The 15,957-nt window shown below is 54.6% G+C and carries 12 protein-coding genes; 5 read left to right on the forward strand and 7 right to left on the reverse strand.

Annotated features, from left to right (window positions below; translation table 11 throughout):
- On the forward strand, positions 1-4,273 hold a 4,273-nt coding region (locus tag WC370_07685; GenBank protein MFA5309344.1), incomplete at its 5' end, for an Ig-like domain-containing protein.
- A gap of 7 nt (positions 4,274-4,280) precedes the next feature.
- Here WC370_07685 and uppP read toward each other — a convergent pair.
- From uppP to WC370_07715, 6 genes are all read right to left on the reverse strand, one after another.
- On the reverse strand, positions 4,281-5,135 hold the full coding sequence (gene uppP, locus WC370_07690) for an undecaprenyl-diphosphatase UppP (GenBank protein ID MFA5309345.1): 855 nt from the start codon (positions 5,133-5,135) through the stop codon (positions 4,281-4,283).
- A 55-nt stretch (positions 5,136-5,190) separates the two neighbouring features.
- Positions 5,191-5,907, reverse strand: a complete 717-nt coding sequence (locus WC370_07695; GenBank protein ID MFA5309346.1) for a GNAT family N-acetyltransferase — start codon at positions 5,905-5,907, stop codon at positions 5,191-5,193.
- Positions 5,908-5,978: 71 nt separating this feature from the next.
- Positions 5,979-8,045, reverse strand: a complete 2,067-nt coding sequence (locus WC370_07700) for a glycosyltransferase (protein ID MFA5309347.1) — start codon at positions 8,043-8,045, stop codon at positions 5,979-5,981.
- A 4-nt stretch (positions 8,046-8,049) separates the two neighbouring features.
- Entirely contained in the window at positions 8,050-9,132 is a 1,083-nt protein-coding gene (locus WC370_07705) for a glycosyltransferase (GenBank protein ID MFA5309348.1), read from the reverse strand.
- Entirely contained in the window at positions 9,110-10,126 is a 1,017-nt protein-coding gene (locus WC370_07710) for a glycosyltransferase (GenBank protein ID MFA5309349.1), read from the reverse strand. Before WC370_07710 ends, WC370_07705 begins: the two co-directional genes overlap by 23 nt.
- Positions 10,127-10,144: 18 nt before the next feature.
- The gene (locus WC370_07715; protein MFA5309350.1) at positions 10,145-11,158 is read right to left on the reverse strand and encodes a glycosyltransferase; all 1,014 of its coding nucleotides are present in this window, start codon (positions 11,156-11,158) and stop codon (positions 10,145-10,147) included.
- Between the two features lie 571 nt (positions 11,159-11,729).
- Here WC370_07715 and WC370_07720 point away from each other — a divergent pair.
- From WC370_07720 to WC370_07735, 4 genes are all read left to right on the forward strand, one after another.
- Entirely contained in the window at positions 11,730-11,921 is a 192-nt protein-coding gene (locus tag WC370_07720; GenBank protein MFA5309351.1) for a hypothetical protein, read from the forward strand.
- A gap of 77 nt (positions 11,922-11,998) precedes the next feature.
- Entirely contained in the window at positions 11,999-12,952 is a 954-nt protein-coding gene (locus tag WC370_07725) for a polysaccharide deacetylase family protein (protein MFA5309352.1), read from the forward strand.
- Positions 12,953-13,375: 423 nt separating this feature from the next.
- Complete coding sequence (locus WC370_07730; GenBank protein MFA5309353.1) at positions 13,376-14,383, forward strand: ABC transporter ATP-binding protein; 1,008 nt, start codon at positions 13,376-13,378, stop codon at positions 14,381-14,383.
- The gene (locus WC370_07735) at positions 14,380-15,183 is read left to right on the forward strand and encodes an ABC transporter permease (GenBank protein MFA5309354.1); all 804 of its coding nucleotides are present in this window, start codon (positions 14,380-14,382) and stop codon (positions 15,181-15,183) included. The genes WC370_07730 and WC370_07735 overlap by 4 nt, the downstream gene beginning before the upstream one ends.
- A 478-nt stretch (positions 15,184-15,661) precedes the next feature.
- Here WC370_07735 and WC370_07740 read toward each other — a convergent pair whose 3' ends face one another.
- Positions 15,662-15,901, reverse strand: a complete 240-nt coding sequence (locus WC370_07740; protein ID MFA5309355.1) for a helix-turn-helix domain-containing protein — start codon at positions 15,899-15,901, stop codon at positions 15,662-15,664.
- Between the last annotated feature and the right edge of the window lie 56 nt (positions 15,902-15,957).

A 15,957-nucleotide genomic window follows, 5' to 3' on the forward strand; every position in this document is an offset into this window, starting at 1 on the left:
CTACTTCACCGGGGACGGCAATAATAATAATACCGCCACCCTGGAGTACCGCACCCCCGGCGGCGCCTGGAAGACCGCCCCGGCCATGTACAAAGACACCCGGGCGACCGTTACCACCGGCAGCAAGTCCCAGGCCAACCCCTACCTCAATACCTACCGGGGCAGCATCTTCTGGCTTACTACCAATACTGCCTATGAAGTCCGGGTAACCTTCAGCGATACGGACGGTGTTTCCGGCGGCAACCCGGTCACCGGCACCGTCACCACCTGGAACGATAACCCGCCGAGCAACGGCAGCAGCTATTACGTCTCTCCTTCCGGCAGCGATAATAACGCCGGCACGGAAGCTTCTCCTTTCAAGACTATCGCTAAGGCCGCCAGTGTGGCTGCCGCCGGCAGTACCGTCTACTTCAAAGCCGGTACTTACAATAGCGGCACCACCCTGACCACCTCCGGCACTCCTGCCAACTACATCACCTTCCGTAACTACGGCAGTGACAAGCCGGTCTTCACCGCCAGTATCTGGGTCCAGGCCGCTTATATCAGGATTAAGGGCCTGACCTTCCAGAATACCCCCAATACCTGTATCGACGTCTCCGGGGAAAACATGCCCGCCGGCAGCGTTACCGGGGATATCGTGGAGGACTGTATTTTCATTAATCCCGCCCTCTCCAACTCCGATTCCGCCGTCAGGGTAGACTACGGCGCCCAGAACGTCATCATCCAGAGAAACTCCTTCACCATCAACTTTAACGACCACGAGGACAAAGACGGCGTTTACTGGTGGTATCCCGGTGACGGCATCGTCTGCCGCAACAACACGGTGACCGGGACGCCCTGGGACGGCTTCGGGGGAGGTCCGGAAAACCAGTTCGGCTACATCAACAACAACGACTTTTATAACAACTATATCTCCGGGGCTATCGATGACGGCATCCAGCCGGACGGGGATAACCTCAATACCAGGGTATACAATAACGTCATCACCAACACCTTCGCCGGCGTTTCCAGCTGCCCGGTAGCCATCGGGCCGGAATACATTTTCCGCAACTCCATCTCCGGGCTGCACTACCGGAATGAAGCCGGTGACAATGAAGCCTTCAAGCTGGGAGACAGCTCCACCGGACGCATCTATTTCTACCACAACACTGTCTATACCACCGACCTCAGCGACGGCGCTGCCGCCACCAACGGCGGCCTGGCCAACGTGATTTCCCGCAATAACATCTATCATGTCGGCTGGTACGTGCTGGAGTTCGGGCATTATGCCGACGCCGTGAACTGCAACTTCGATTATGATAACCTCTACACCACCAGAACGGATGACCGTTACGTTAAATGGGGTGAAGCTAAATACAGCACACTCGAAGCTTTCATTGCCGGCGCCGGGCAGGAAGCGCACGGGATGAATATCAGTGTCACCAGTGAGCTGGTTAACGCGGCCGGCGATGACTTGCATCTCAAAGCCGGCAGCCAGTTCATTGATAAAGGCGAGGTACTGCCGGGCTTCAACGACGCCAACTCGCCGTGGCCTTACAGCGGCGCGGCCCCGGACCTGGGCGCTTTCGAATACGGCTCGGGCGGCACATCCTCGAATACCGCCCCGGTGGCGGCCAATGATAGCTACAACATTTATAAAGATAATGTCCTTAACATGCCTGCACCGGGGGTACTCTCGAATGATGCCGATGCCAACGGTGACGCGTTAACGTCCGCCCTGGTCAGTAATGTCAGTCACGGCGCGCTGACGCTGAACAGTAATGGTTCCTTCACCTATACCCCTGCTTCCGGCTATACCGGTACGGACAGCTTTTCCTACAGAGCTAATGACGGCAAGGTAAACTCCAATACCGCCACGGTGACCATCACCATAAGCACTCCGGTGAACACGGCGCCGGTGGCGGTGAATGATGCCTACACTACCAACAAAGATACCGCCCTCGTCGTGTCCGCCCCGGGCGTCCTGGCTAATGATACCGATATTAACGGGGATGCCCTCACGGCTGTCCTGGCGGGTAACGTCAGCCACGGTACGCTGGCGCTGAACAGCAGCGGTGCTTTCGTCTATACCCCTGCCTCCGGCTATACCGGCACGGACAGCTTTACTTACAGGGCCAGTGATGGTAAAGCCAACTCCAATATCGCTGCCGTGACCATTACCGTCAATACCGCGGCCAATACCGCCCCGGTGGCGTCAGGTGATGCCTACACTACCGGTAAGGCCACCACCCTGATTGTATCAGTCCCGGGCGTGCTGGCTAACGATACGGATGCCAACGGGGACGCGCTCACGGCTTTCCTGACCAGGAATGTCTACCATGGCTCGCTTATTCTGAACAGCAACGGCTCGTTTACTTACACGCCTTACTCCAGCTATACCGGCACGGACAGCTTTACCTACAGGGCAAGCGATGGCAAGGCCAACTCCAATACCGCCATGGTCACCATTACCATTACCACTCCGTCGAACAACGCGCCGGTGGCGGTAAACAATGCCTACAGCGCCGACCGGAATACCGCCCTCTTGGTGGCCGCCCCGGGCATTCTGGCTAATGATACGGATGCCAACGGGGACACGCTCACGGCCGCGTTGACCGGCAGTGTAAGTCACGGTACGCTGGCGCTGAACAGCAACGGTTCCTTCACCTATACCCCTGCCACGGGCTACACCGGTACGGACAGCTTTACCTACAGGGCCAATGATGGAAAAACCAACTCTAACACCGCCACGGTAACTATCAACGTCAAAGAGCCGGAAAGCGGCGGTGGTGGAGGTGGTGGCGGAGGTGGCGGCGCGATGCCCGGGACCATAGATATCTCGTCGATGGTAAACAGTACCGGTCAGATATCGCAAGACGTAACCGTGTCCTCGGCGGACAACAATGTCACCCTTACCGTGAGTAAAGATACCGTGGCTCTTTCGGTTTGGGGACAGCCGATATATTACTTGTCGGTGCTGGAGTCGGCTTACCTGGCGCCGCCGTCGAGCGGGGATATTATCAGCAAAGTTTATAACCTGGGCCCCAGCGGCACCACGTTCGACCGGGGCATAACCCTGACGTTTAAATACGATGAAACCATCATTCCCCCTGGCGTCGCCGAGGAACACCTGGTGATTAGCAGCTGGCAAAGCGGCGAAGGTTGGGTTGATTTGCCGAGTATTGTAGATACGGTCAATAACACCATTACCGTACAGGTAAACCATTTCTCCGAGTTTGCCGTACTGGCTTATGTCCGGCCGGCCAATATCCAGGTCAGCAGCGTGACCGTGACTCCCCAGGAGTGTGAATTCGGGAATAATGTGGATATATATGTCAGCATCGCTAATGCCGGCGACCTTGCCGCAGAGTACGAAATCATGCTTTATCTTGACGGCGTTTTGGCCCAGACCAGCGCCATCGCCCTTGAAGGCAGCAGCCAGGCAACCGTTATTTTCAGTGTCACGCCAGGGACGGCCGGGGAACACCAGATAAATATCGGCGGGATGACGGCTGGTTTTACCGTGCAGACGCCTAAAGCTCCGGCTGCTTTCCATCCGGTGACGCTTAATATCAACCCCGCCCGCGTCAGCCCCGGCGACACGGTGAGCATCGGCCTGCTGGTCGCCAATTCCGGTGACATCCCCGGGATTTACGTGGCGTCTCTGGTTATCGATGGTGTGGTGCTGGAGGTCAAGGATATCAGTATTACCGCCGGAAATAGCGCCACGGTCTCTTTCAGCCTGGCATCGGCGGGTATCGGCGAGCATCAGGTGCAAATCGGTGGCCTGACGGGGGCCTTTACTGTCACCGCGCCGCCGCCGGTGGACGAGCCGCAGGTGAAGCTTAATGACTTTAGTGTTACGCCCTTATACGAGACTGAAAGCGGTAGGCTCGTTTCCGCCGCCGTCATGTACCAGGTAGACCAGCCTCCCGCGATTGTTGACATAAATCTGGTGCTCAAGGTCTTCCTGGATGGCGCATTACTGGAAACCTGCCCGGTGCTTAAGACCGGCCAGACCATAGCCCCCAACGGCATCGGCGAGGTTGATTATTTACCTTCAGCGGGATGGGCAGTCGGCGAGTATTCCTTCGCTCTGGAGCTCTCCAGCGGCGGCAGTATCGTGCAGACCACGCCGTCTCAGTACCTGGAGGTATTGTCCGATGAGGTTAACCGTCCCGCCGGCTGGAAAGTCCCGGCCATAACTGTCGGGGTGACCATACCAATGATGTTACTGACGATTCTGGTGCTCCGCCGCCGCCAGGATAGTTTTTCTCTGGGTGGGGAAGAGTAGGGCGTTCCTATCCTTTGACCAGGGCTACCGCTATTATCAGCGCCGCCAGCAGCCACCGGTAATACACGAAGATATCCGTGGAGTGTTTCTGTAAAAACCGCAGCAGGTATTTGATGCACAGGTATCCGCTGACCGCGGCCACCGCAAAACCCAGGATATAGAGCAGTACGTCTGACCCCGCCATTTGCCCCGCCGCCAGTTCCTGCTGCACGTCGAAGATGCTCTTGAGTCCCGCGCCCAGGATAATCGGCGTGGAAAGCAGGAAAGAAAAACGCGCGGCGGTTTCCCGCTGCAAACCCAGCGCCAGGCCGGCCGTTATAGTGCTGCCGGAACGTGATACGCCGGGGAAAATCGCCAGCGCCTGTGAAAGCCCGATTATCACGGCGTCCTTTATCGTTACCTCGTTAAAGCCCCGGCGGTGTTTGGCGATGCGCTCGGCGATGAACAGCAGCAGTCCCAGCAGCGCGATGATAACCGCCATGGCCAGCATCGCCCCCAGGGTGTGGGGCGAATCGGGCTTGTGGAACAGATCCTCGATTTTGCTCTGAGCGAAATAGCCGACGATGACGCCGGGAATAGTGGCGATAACCAGGAACCAGAAGAGCCTCCGGTCCATATCCTCGCCGATTTTCCGCCGGGCGATTGATTGCACTCCGGCCCGGATAAGGCGTACCCAGTCCGCCCGGAAGAACCAGAGCAGGGCTACCAGCGTCCCCAGGTGCAGCGCTAAATCAAAAGTCAGCCCCGGGTCGGCCCAGTTGAAAAGCCAGGGAACGATAACCAGGTGCGCTGAGCTTGAAACGGGTATAAACTCCGTCAAGCCCTGTACTATGCCCAGGACGATAACCTGAATAAAATTCATCGGCTTACCCGTTTTTTTAACATATCGGTAATAGTTCCCGTGACTGCGTTCCGTATCACCTGGACTTTGTATCCAGCAGCAGCGCCGGCGCCCGGCCGGGCACCAGGGACTGCCGGCTCAATTTCTTCCATCCGAATATTCTTAGCAGCGTCAGTTTCTCGGTTTCCACGAATCCCAGCTTCCTGGCCAGCAGCCCTGATTTTACATTAAAGGGAACGTACCCGCCGATTAGCCTTTTATAGCCTCTGCCAGCCAGGTGGGCAAACATCATCTGCCGCAGGTCTGAGGCCAGCCCGCCCCGCCGGTATTCCTTGGAAACGGTTATCTGCTCGGACCAGGCGTCGGATTCGGCCAGGTTCAGGACTACGTTCAGGTAGCGGATACGGGTCCTCCCGGTACTCACCAGGTTAAAGCCTGCCAGGCTTTCCTTGTTTTTCGCCACGATGCAGAAACCGGTACGGCCTATTCTCTCGGCAATGAAGTCGCGGGAGATGGCGCTCATGTCTTCAATCTGTGCCATCATGCCGCTATCGTTAGCGGTTAAAAAGGAAAACTGTATAGCCGGGTTGCGTATTTCCGGCGCGGCGGACGGGGTAAGCTGTTTTTCGTAGACGATATACTTCCTGTAAACAAATATCTTTCCGAAGATGATATCCATTATCCCCCGGAAAATCGTGTGCCAGACCCCGAAGTCCCTGACCGATACTCTGGTCCTGGTCCTGAAAAACGCGATTTTCCGCCCGATACTCTTGGTAAAATTACCGTTATTCATCTTCTTCCTTATACTTTTCCGCGCCATGAAGCGCAAATATTTTCATGCGGGTTCACTCGTTAACCGGGAAATTATCCGGCGGTAAGCCGGCGCAGCGCCGACCTCAGAAAGCGCTTGCTCCTGTGGCCGGAATCCAGTATTACCGGCGGAATCAGTGTCCGTCCGATCTGTGTTACCAGCGGTAGCCAGAGCCTTTTCCGGAACCACTGCGGCTTCGTTTTCAGAGCTTTGAAAAGGTATTGCCGGGATACCGCCATTTGCCGGTTGCCGTAGGCGTATTTGGCCAGCCTGGAATACAGGCTGAAATATACGTTGGTGCGTTCCGGTGTGAAATAGCCGCCGGACGCTGTATTATTGAACAGCTTTTCAAAGATGGCGCCGTTGTTTTTTTCCATATCGGCCAGCTTCTGGGTACGGCTGATGCTGCTGGCATGCATGCGGTACTTGATTAAAGGTTCGGCGATATACGCTACTTGATGAGACCCGGCCAGGCGCACCCAGAGGTCGAAGTCCTCGGAGCCGCCTTTGAAAGAAGCATCGAACAGGCCGATCTCTTCAAGGTATTGGCGGCGCGCCATGATGGTGGACGTCGGCACGTGATTGCCGTTTAAAATGGCTTTTTTGATTTCTTCTCTGCCATCGCGGATGTACGAGCCTTCTTCACGCTGCTCTCTTACCCCGAAGATGCGCTGTTTTTCATCCATCAGGTAAGCTTTGCCGTAGCTGAAAGCCGCCTGCGGGTTTTTCTCCAATACCTGAACGCTCGTTTCCAGGGCTTTTTCCAGCAGTAAATCGTCGGAGTCCAAAAAGGCGATGTACGTGCCTCCAGCGGCTTTAATGCCGGTGTTGCGGGCGGCGGAAACGCCGGCGTTCTCCTGTAAAATATACCGCACGCGGGGGTCCTTGAAGGCGGCGACTACCTCCCCGGTATTATCCGTGGAGCCATCGTCCACCACGATGATTTCAAATTCCGGCAGCGTCTGCGCCAGGACGCTCCTGATGGTCTCCGCTATTAAGCCCGCCCGGTTGTAAGTGGGGATGACCACGCTTACTTTCGCCGCGGCGCCGGCTTTTTTGATATCCTCCGCCCTAACAGTGCTTTGCGCCATCGCCGGCCGGGCGACAACTAACCGAGCGGGTACTGCGGCGCGGTGCTTTAAAGTCTTCTTCCAGGAGCGGAGAGCCCGGAACCTGCGCGTCCCGAAAAGGGAAAGGGCGAGATAGGCGTATGGCCTGAAGCACAAAGGATTGATTTTAATGCTGGCAAACAGCGCTTTGGTGGCATCCTCCTGCCTGTCCCCGAGCAATGACCATCGCCCGTAGCGGCAGTGTTCCAGCGCCAGCCTTTCTTTCAATAGTTTCAGTTCCGCCCGGGAGAAAGTGCCGCTGGCTATGGCCTTGTTGATGGCGGTCACCGCTCCCCGGTACACTTTTTCCTGGTTTCTGGACAGGCTGTCATCGTGCCGCCGTATCTTGAGCAGCGGCATATCTATGACCTCGATAGGGAAGCGCTGCACGATGCGCACGAAGAGGTCCCAGTCCTCGGAAGTGGGGAGTGATTCGTCCAGATAGCCGATTGTTTCAAAAACCCGGCGGCGCAGCATGGTGGCCTGGGGCATAATGAAGCAGGACCGGTACAGCAGCTCTTTTAATGGGTGCTGGGCGGCTTGGGTGGGGTTGGCGGAATACTTGAATCTCTTTTCACCCCAGAGCCTGCCAATATTGGCTTTGGTTTTGTTATCCAGGAAATAGGCGTCCGAGCATACAAGGCCTGCTTCAGGGTGGGCATCCAGCAGTTTTATTTTAACCTCCAGGTTCTCCGGCAGCCAGAGGTCATCGGAGTCTAGGAAGGCGATGAAATCCCTGTCTGATGCCTTGATGCCGGTATTGCGGGCGGAGGACACGCCGCCGTTCTCTTTATATAAGTACCGGACGCGGGGGTCTTTATAGCTGTTGACGACCTCCCTGGTGTTATCGGTGGAGCCGTCGTCGACTACGATAAGCTCGAAGTTTTTATACGTCTGGTCGAGGACGCTTTGAATGGCTTCGCCCACATATAGCGCCCGGTTGTAAGTAGGCAGAATCACGCTTACTCTGGATATCGGTTCCATGGTATTCATTTTTTCATTTTCAGGCATTTTATCACTTTGACAAGGATCTGCTGTCATCACAACAAACTCCTTCTGATGAGTGATTCCGGGGCAAGCATCGGTTTATTAGTTTCTTACATGATTTTATAGCCTGGAACTCCCGGCTTCCAAGTATGGAAAAAATAAGGTAGATATATATTTTCAAGTGCCACGGGCTGAGTTTGATACCCGCCCACAGCGCTGTTTTAGCCGTGGCCTGTTTGCCGCTGTCCAGGGCCCGTCTGCCATAGCGGAAGTGCTCCAGCGCCAGCCTTTCTTTTAGTAGTTTGAGGCCGTCTCCGGTAACCGTGCCGTTGTGTATTAACTTCAGGATGGCGGCAACCGACCCCAGGTACATTTTTTCCTGGGATTCTGACAGGCTGGTGCTGTGCCGGCGGACTTTAAGCAGCGGCATATCTATGACCTCGATGGGGAAGCGCTGCACGATACGTATGAAGATATCCCAGTCCTCGTGGGTGGCGAGTGCTTCGTCGAAATAGCCGGCCGTATCGAAGACCCGGCGGCGCACGATGGTCGCCGGGGGCTGGATGAAACACGAACGGAAAAGCAGCTCTTTTAAAGGCTGCCTTGACGCCTGGGTGGGGTTGGCGGAATACTTGAATTTCTTATTGCCCCACGTCGTGCCGAGGACGGCTCCGGTGCTATCCTCGAATACCAGTGAGTCTGAACATATCAGGCCTGCTTCAGGGTGGGCATCCAGCATCTTTATCTTAACCTCCAGGTTCTCCGGCAGCCAGATATCATCGGAGTCCAGGAAGGCAACGTATTCCCCGTCCGACGCCTTGATGCCGGCGTTGCGGGCGGAAGATACCCCGCCGTTCTCTTTGTATATATACCGGATGCGGGGGTCATTGAAGCTTTCCACTACTTCTCTGGTATTATCCGTGGAGCCGTCATCGACGATTATAAGGGTGTAATCGCCGCAGGTCTGATTGAGCACACTTTCGATTGCTTCCTTCAGGAAGCCTGCCCGGTTATAAGTGGGCATAATGATACTCACCCTGGGGATTGAATTCACCGGGTTGTTTTTTATATTCCCGGGTGAGCTGTCACTATGATAATATTCTGCCGTCATGATAACAGTCCCCTCCCGCTGAGCGACTCCGGAATAAGCGGCGCCCCGCGAGCCGCCTCCATTTTCTTAAAGCCAAATACTTACCGATTCCCGGGATTGAAAACAGAAGGTAAACATATAGTTTTAAATTCCACGGGTCCAGCCTGATGCCCGCCAGCAGCGCTTTCCTGGCTGTAGCCGTTCTGCCGTCTTGTAATGCCGTGCGTCCGTGGTGTATGTGGCGGGGCAGCATTCTTTCTTTAAGCAGCTTACGCTCGTTCCTGGATAGCGTGCCGCTCCGTATTAGTTTCCTGGTGGCCGCCACGCCTCCGATACAATCATTTTCCTGGAGCAGGGAATAGCTGATGCGGCGCTGCCGGATTTTGAGCAGCGGCGTATTAATTACTTCTATGGGGAAACGCTGTACGATGCGGATACACATTTCCCAGTCCTCGTGGCTGGGCAAAGATTCATCGAAATAGCCTACCTCGTTAAAAATTGTCCGGCGTACCATGCCCGCCTGTACGTTGAAAAAACACCCGTTGGCCAGCACCTCTCTCAGCGGCTGTCGCACGGCCCTGGCCGGGTCGAACCAGGGATAGGGGCCTTTCGGGTCGCCCCATAGTTTGCATATATTGTCCCCCGTATGATGATTGAATATATAGGCATCGGAGCAGACCAGTCCTACATCCGGGCGGGCGTCGAGCAGCTTGGCTTTCATTTCCAGGTTCCGGGGGAGATACAGATCATCCGCGGTCAGGCCGGTAATGTATTCACCCGCGGCGGCTTTAAACCCTATATTTTGCGCCATGCCGATATAGCGGAAATCCCGGCGCAGGTATTTGATGCGCGCGTCATGGAACCCTTCAACCACCTCCCCGGTGTTCTCCAGGAGGCCGTTGTCCACCACAATAATCTCGAAGTCCTGCAGCGTCTGGTCGAGCACACTCTGGATAGCTTCACCCAGGAAATGACTGCGGGTATTAATTGGTATTACTACACTGACTTTAGGCATCAACTCACCCCTCCCTTTTCACTCTCTCCGTCCGTCGTCAGGTTGTGTTTCTCCCGGTTGCCGGTGGTTCCCGGCATGGCGTCTCAGACCTTTCTTCCATTTGTTTAGTGTCAAAAACATCCGGCTGCCCAGCAGAGAAAAAGTCAGGTAAGCATATGGTTTAGGTTGCTGCGGATTAATCTTGATGCCGGCTAAAAGTGCTTTTCTGGCCGCGGCCGTTCTGCCCTCGAGTAATGCCCTCCGCCCGTAGCGGATATGCTGGGGAAACAGTCTTTTCCTTAATACCTTTTGTTCCTGTTTGGTGAGTGTGCCGCTGCGTATCACTTTCATGAGGGCGGTCACCGCTCCCTGGTACATCTTTTCTTGATTATCAGATAAATTGCTTTGGTGTCGGCGCATTTTAAGTAACGGCATATCTATTATCTCGGCCGGGTAATTCTGTAAAATACGGACTACGAGTTCCCAGTCTTCATGGGTAGGGAGGGATTCGTCATAACATCCCACCTTGTTAAAAACCTCGCGGCGTATCAGGGCCGCCTGAATCAGGATGAAACACCCTTTATAGAGGATTTCTTTTAAAGGATTACGGGCTGCTTTTATCGGGTCGAGCCAGGGATAATAACCCTTGGGGTCGCGCCATAGCTTGCCGATAGTTTCTCCGGTGCTGTCATCGAAAAGGTAAACATCGGAATAGACCATGCCCAGTTCGGGGCGGGCATCCATTATTTTTACTTTCAGCTCCAGGTTCTGGGGCAGAAACAGGTCGTCCGCGCCTATGCCGGTAATGTACTCGCTGGTGGCGGCCTTTATCGCCACGTTCGCCGCCGCCGCCACGCCGCGGTTTTCCTGCCGGATGTACCTGATGCGTGTATCCTTGAAACTGTCCACGACCTCCCTGGTATTGTCCGTGGAGCCATCGTCCACCACGATAATTTCAAAGTCCTGGTAAGTCTGGTCCAGCACGCTCTGGATGGCTGCGCCCAGGTATTGGGCGTAATTATACGTGGGTATCATTACGGTTATTTTCGCCATCCACCTCACCTTTACAGATTGATGCAGCCCCTATAGTTATAGGTAATCGAGCGTCCGGCCGGGGCCGGCCAGGGATAATACGGGTTTTACATGCTGTTATTCTAAAGCGGAAAGGTTGGAACTCGGTATATGTTGGGGTATTTCAAGGTTAGACCATGCGGCAAAAAACACGCCGGTAAAATATTGCAGCAGACCGCCGGCCGGGGCGAATTTAGCTTCACCTGGTGTGCCCGTTACCTGACATAATCATTTTTCCGGCGGGCCAAAACCGGCCTTTTTTTACTAATGCCAAATTCTAACACAGCCCAAACCAAAATCCAACATTACTCTTGCATGATTGAAGATGAAAGGCTAGTTTGACAGATACGGGGGCAGGATAGAGAAATGGTTATAAAAGAAGATAACCCGGGAATGCAGGACAGCCCTGACGGCAACAGTCACCTTAAGTGCCATGATTGCGGGGAGTCACTGGAACCAGGGTCGCTGCCGGCGGTGGAAGATGAAACGGTTTGTCCGGCCTGCCGTCATGCCAAGGTACACGAGACTTTACTGTATATAAAGGAACTGTTAAATGGTAGCAGCACTATCGGTAAAAAGGGAAAGTAGCATTTCCATCCTGGAACGCAGCCGGGTGAAGACCTGTAAAAAGTGCGGCGGCAAGCTGGCCAGGGACTATGAAGACATAGCCTGCATTAATTGCGGCGCCCTTCATGACGAAGCCGGCAATCTGCTGAAAAACAGGTTCTCCAACTTTGAGAATTAATATGCCTGGAATCCCCGGGCGGGAGGCTGGTTATCTCCCGGCGGCGGGCCAGCCTGCCGTGTGCGAAAGGTCTAGCCGTGAAAGTTATATCTGCTAAAAGAATCAGATGGTACCATATCGTCTTAATCGTTATCGTAGCGCTGCTGCTTGTTTCGCTTTCTCCCATCTATCCCGCCAGGTTGTACTCCTCCGAGGGCGGCAAGACCCTGGTGGCCATCACTTTTGATGACGGCTATCATTCCTGGACCGCGGAGGCCATGCCTCTCCTCCAGCAATATGATATGCCGGCTTCCGGCTATATTACGGACCCGGATTACCGCGAAGGTTTTACCTGGGAAGACGCTCGAACGCTGGTGAAAGCGGGCTGGGAGATAGGCTGGCACACGGTCCACCATACCCCGGTAGATTATCTGGACCGTTCTGAGATAGTTGCCGATTTCAGCCAGGCGGCGCCGCTGTTCGAATCGCACGGCCTGCCGTCCCCGGCTGTTTTCGCCTACCCCTCCGGCCGCCATGACTCGCTGGCTATGGAGGTGGCCTCCGAATATTTCCTGGCCTCCCGCACGATGGAGACCGGCGTTAATACCCCCATTGACGTGCGGGATGACCCGCAGCACCTGAAACAGTTCAGCATGGAAAAGGGCCTGTCCTACCTGGAAAACAAGGTAAAGAAATATGAAGGCGAGTATGTGCTGGTGGTTTTCGCCGGGCATACCATCGGGGAGGTGGCGCCCTGGCAGCACCAGCCGGATATTTCCGTGGAGGACTTCGCCGCGCTGGTGGAGTTCCTGCACCAGGAAGAGGAGGCGGGGAATATCGAGGTCGTCACCCTGAAGGATGGCGTGGAACGTATGCAGCAGGGCGATGTCTCTTATTCCTGGCACCTGCAAATCGATTCCCCCTTTGATACCTGGTACAAGTTCTGGGTCATTCCTATTCCGGAGCGGTATTACATCTACTACCAGGCAGTTATCCAGGACGGCATCGGGCACCGTTTCCCGCAGGTAGTGCGCTGGACGGACCGCTATTAGCGCTGAAAAAAGCGGGCATAAAGATGCCCTAGTTGAAGAAACAAAGAAAAAAAGCTATTATAACCAAATTTTAACTAATATCTGACCATTATCTAATCGGCATTTTTTAAGATGTATCTGAGAAGCTTAAAACGCGTAGAGTTGCAGGAGCATCGCCCGGTCATCATTAAGCAGTCCGGTTCAATAGTTGGGGCTGGTCCGGGACTTCACGGCGATACGCGGTATTTGAAAAAGAAAGGAGTAATATCTATCCTGGTACTCCCGGCCGTACGGCGGGTAGCGGGGTTTCAGGATAGGATATCGGCATAACCGGTGCCCGGCGCCGCGGCCGATATGATTTCTCCAGAATAAACCGGCAAATAGTATTCAGACCGGTATGTAAGTTAAAACGGATGTTATTCTGGCGTTATTGTGATAAAAACGATGGATGCTATAAAAACGGTAAATCTCTACAAAAAGTTTTCCCGGTCGGCGGGTTACCGTGACCTGCTGCCTTTCCAGAAGAAAAAGTGGATTGTAGCCACGAATAACATCAACCTGAATATCAAAGAGGGCGAGTTCTTCGGTCTGCTTGGGCCCAATGGCGCCGGCAAGACCACTCTGGTTAAACTGCTTTGCTGCCTGGTTATTCCCACTTCCGGCACGGCTGAAGTTTTCGGCCACGATATCGTTAAAGATGAAGCGGAAGTAAAGAAACTGGTGGGACTGGTCACCGCTGATGAAAGAAGCTTTTACTGGCGCATGACCGGTCGTGAGAACCTCCAGTTCCATTCCGCGCTTTACCACATGAAAAAAGACCAGGCTAACAAGCGCATTGATGAGCTCCTGGATATGCTGGAAATGACGGACAAGGCCGATATCCGCTTCCAGAACTACTCCACCGGTATGCGCCAGAAGCTGGCTATCGCCCGCGGCCTGCTCAGCGGCCCCCGCATTCTTTTCGTGGACGAGCCTACCCGCAGCCTGGACCCGGTCAGCGCCCGCAATGTCCGCCAGTTCTTTAAAGAAAAAGTATCCGCCATGGGCAGTACTATCATACTGGCTACCCATAACATGGCCGAGGCGGAACAGCTCTGCGACCGACTGGCTATTATCGCCCGCGGGCAGGTAAGAGCTTTAGGTTCCGTGCCGGAGCTGCGCTCGGTCTTCCAGACCAAGGAAAGCTGCGAATTGACAGTGGGGCATTTTTCGGAAAGTATATTGCCGCTGCTTGATAATATTGAAGGTGTAATCAGCTGCCATCTGAAGGACAGGCAAAATGGCACTTCCAACCTCGAACTGAAAATCACCAACCGCGTGGCGGTGCTGCCGCGGGTGCTGCAGACCATGGTTGATAACAACATCGACGTGCTTGATTGCAAGGTTCGGGACCTGCCGCTGGATGAAATCTTTATCAATGCTCTTCACAATACCAAGGAGGTGCCCGAATGAGCGTCGCCACTGCATTTTTCAAGCGGGACCTGTCACTAAATCTCAGTTACCGCACTTTCTTTTTTCTTTCATCGTTCGGTATCCTCTTCAACGTGGCGGTGACCTATTTCATCTCCCGGCTCTTCGGCGACTCTCTGGTATCGCAGTTAAGCGAATACGGCGGCAATTATTTCGCCTTCGCCCTCATCGGCGTGGCTTTTAACGGGTACCTGACCGTGTCCCTGTCCAACTATGCGCAGAGCATCCGTGACGGGCAGGTGATGGGCACGCTGGAAATCATGCTGCTCAGCCCCACCCGCTTAAGCTCGATTTTAATTTCATCCTCGTTATGGTCCTATTTCTTCACCACTTTTAATGTGGCTATCTATTTGCTGGCGGGTACCTTGATATTCGGCTTTGATGTCAGCCAGGCCAACGTGCTTACGGCGCTGCTGGTGTTGATACTCTCCGTGACCAGCTTCAGCGGTATCGGCATACTATCGGCGGCGGCAGTGCTGGTGGTAAAAAAGGGCGACCCCGTGGCCACCATCTACGGCGGCATTTCCAGTCTGCTGGCGGGCGTGTACTATCCTGTTTCCGTGCTGCCCGGGCCGCTGGCGGTAATGGCCAAGTTTTTCCCGCTCACTTACGCGCTGGACGGTATGCGCCTGGCCATGCTCAAAGGTGCCTCTATAATGTCTATCCGCACTGACCTGCTGGTGCTGGTAGGATTCACCCTGCTACTGACGCCGCTTTCTCTGGTCGTGTTCCGCATGGCGCTCAAGCGGGCTAAGAAGGAAGGCAGCCTGGTCCACTATTAGGCCGGGCGCGCCATTCTCCAGGCTTTCATACCGCTGGCGGCGCCGGTTTACAGTATCCTTGAGTTGATGCACACCGGCATGAAACATGCATGGAAATTCTGATTCCACCAGGACTGAAGAAGCTCAGTAGCCTTGTTTCCGCAGTGGTCCATTAGCTTTGGGTAATATGAGTTATTCTTTCTGCCTCCCCCGCCTCCCCTAATATCCCCAACCGGGCATACTGCATCTCTCATAAAATTAGCACATCAGGGAACGGCATGCCCAAAACAATTCAAAGAATGGTATTTAGCTGGGCTTCCGGGCGGGTTACTGAATCAACGACGGGGTATTGATGGACTTGGCGGAACGCAGCCTGGGGACGAGGTATTTTCCCGGGGGTATTGTCTCAGCGCCGGCTGTGCCGGAGGGGAAATATCCTTAAGAGCAGGATTCCGGTAAATGCCGGTCAAGCGTTGACTGTTTACGCGCTGGCGGGTGTTTAAAGAGCAAAGCTCAACTGGTGGTCTCGGCTTGTCTTGTGCGCGTTAAACTCGTCATACCTGACCAGGAAGCGTTCGATGTCTTCCTTGAGGAAGCGGCGGTCGCCCCGGGGAGTGATGCGGTAGGCCTTCAGTATATTACTATCGCTCCAGCGTCTAACCGTGTTGGTGTGGATGTTCAGGTAGTGAGCGACGTCTTTTACCGTTAACGTTGGTTTCATCTCATCATGGAATTCCATTGCTTGCCTCCTCGTAGTCCGGGTTTTCGATGATGGGGTGTGGTGGGGGGATATTC

It is taken from the genome of Dehalococcoidales bacterium (genome assembly GCA_041652735.1).
In the GTDB taxonomy this organism is placed as follows: domain Bacteria; phylum Chloroflexota; class Dehalococcoidia; order Dehalococcoidales; family RBG-16-60-22; genus RBG-13-51-18.